Here is a 1,194-nt window from a genome sequence, read left to right on the forward strand (position 1 = left end):
CCCAGGCTAACGCTATTCGAAAGAAGTTAGCGAGACATATTGATTCTGGAAGGGACATCTCGGTCGACACGATCGACTCCTTCCAAGGAAGCGAAAAGGTCGTAATCGTAATTTCGTTAGTTCGAAGTAATGCAGCGGGCGAGACAGGCTTCCTCGGGCGACCCATTGACGGTCCTCGGCGATTGAACGTCGCGATGACTCGCGCCCAGCGGTTCTGTGCGATCGTCGGCGACTGGTACACGTTACGCTCATCCGCAGACGGCACTGACGAAGACACTGGCCTGTACGACGATCTCTACTCATTCCTCGAGAACACCGGAAGACTACGTCAGGTCGAACCGGAGTTCATTCCAGTTCCCAAGTAACCGCTCGGTTCGGTTTCTGTGGTGCCAGATGGGTGGACACCATGACAGATCATCCGACGCTCTCGGAGTTCGCGACGAACGAGACAACCGACTCGAGGCCGGCCAGTCAGCCATCGACTGAGGAGACCGTGACGATGACGGCTGACGAACGGGTTGCAACGTACCTTATCGAAGATCAGATGGCGGATCTCACAGACGCGATCCGTGAAGCGGTCCAAAACGGCATCGACAGTCCTGGGTCATCCCGTGTGCTGGTCAGTATCTCGCCTGAACGATCGCTCATCCTCGATGACGGCGCTGGTGTTGACCTCGAGTCGACCGAAGGGCGACGCAACCTCTCAGTGCTGGGTGCAGGAAGCAAGCAACGAGCCGACGACGAAACAATCGGTGAATGGGGTATCGGCAAGGGTGCGATCATCGCGAAGGGCGCTGTGCGCATCTGGAGTCATGACACCGCACTGTACTTTGACTATCGAGATCGACGCGACTCTGGGCCGTGGGCAGACGTCAGCGGGCGCGATGGCCAACTTGTGTACGGTGAGCACCATCTCAAGGGGATGCTCGTCGAGATCGATCACTACGAAGACGAAGTGCCAGATTCGGACAGCTACCGGTGGCGGCGCTACGTTCGCGATCTTCGCAAGCGCTTCGCGTACGTGCAGTCCCGGACAGGCGTCTCGGTCGTGATCAACGGCGAGTCAGTCGATCAGGGCGATCCACTCAAGACAGTGGCTGACTCGCCTCATCCGTCTCTCACACGCGAAACCGACGATGCGATCCTCGCACTCGAGTACACGCCCCACGAGGGACTTGACATCTACAGCAATGG

Annotated in this window: 1 protein-coding gene and 1 pseudogene; both read left to right on the top strand. The window is 58.0% G+C overall.

Going from position 1 to position 1,194, the window contains the following annotated elements:
* A partial coding sequence (locus C487_RS19050) for an AAA domain-containing protein (RefSeq protein ID WP_241431033.1) occupies nt 1–365 on the top strand: 365 nt, incomplete at its 5' end.
* Between the two features lie 41 nt (nt 366–406).
* Nucleotides 407–1,194, top strand: a pseudogene (locus tag C487_RS00010) (ATP-binding protein); the annotation flags it as partial.

The sequence above is a fragment of the Natrinema pallidum DSM 3751 genome (genome assembly GCF_000337615.1).
Lineage (GTDB): Archaea > Halobacteriota > Halobacteria > Halobacteriales > Natrialbaceae > Natrinema > Natrinema pallidum.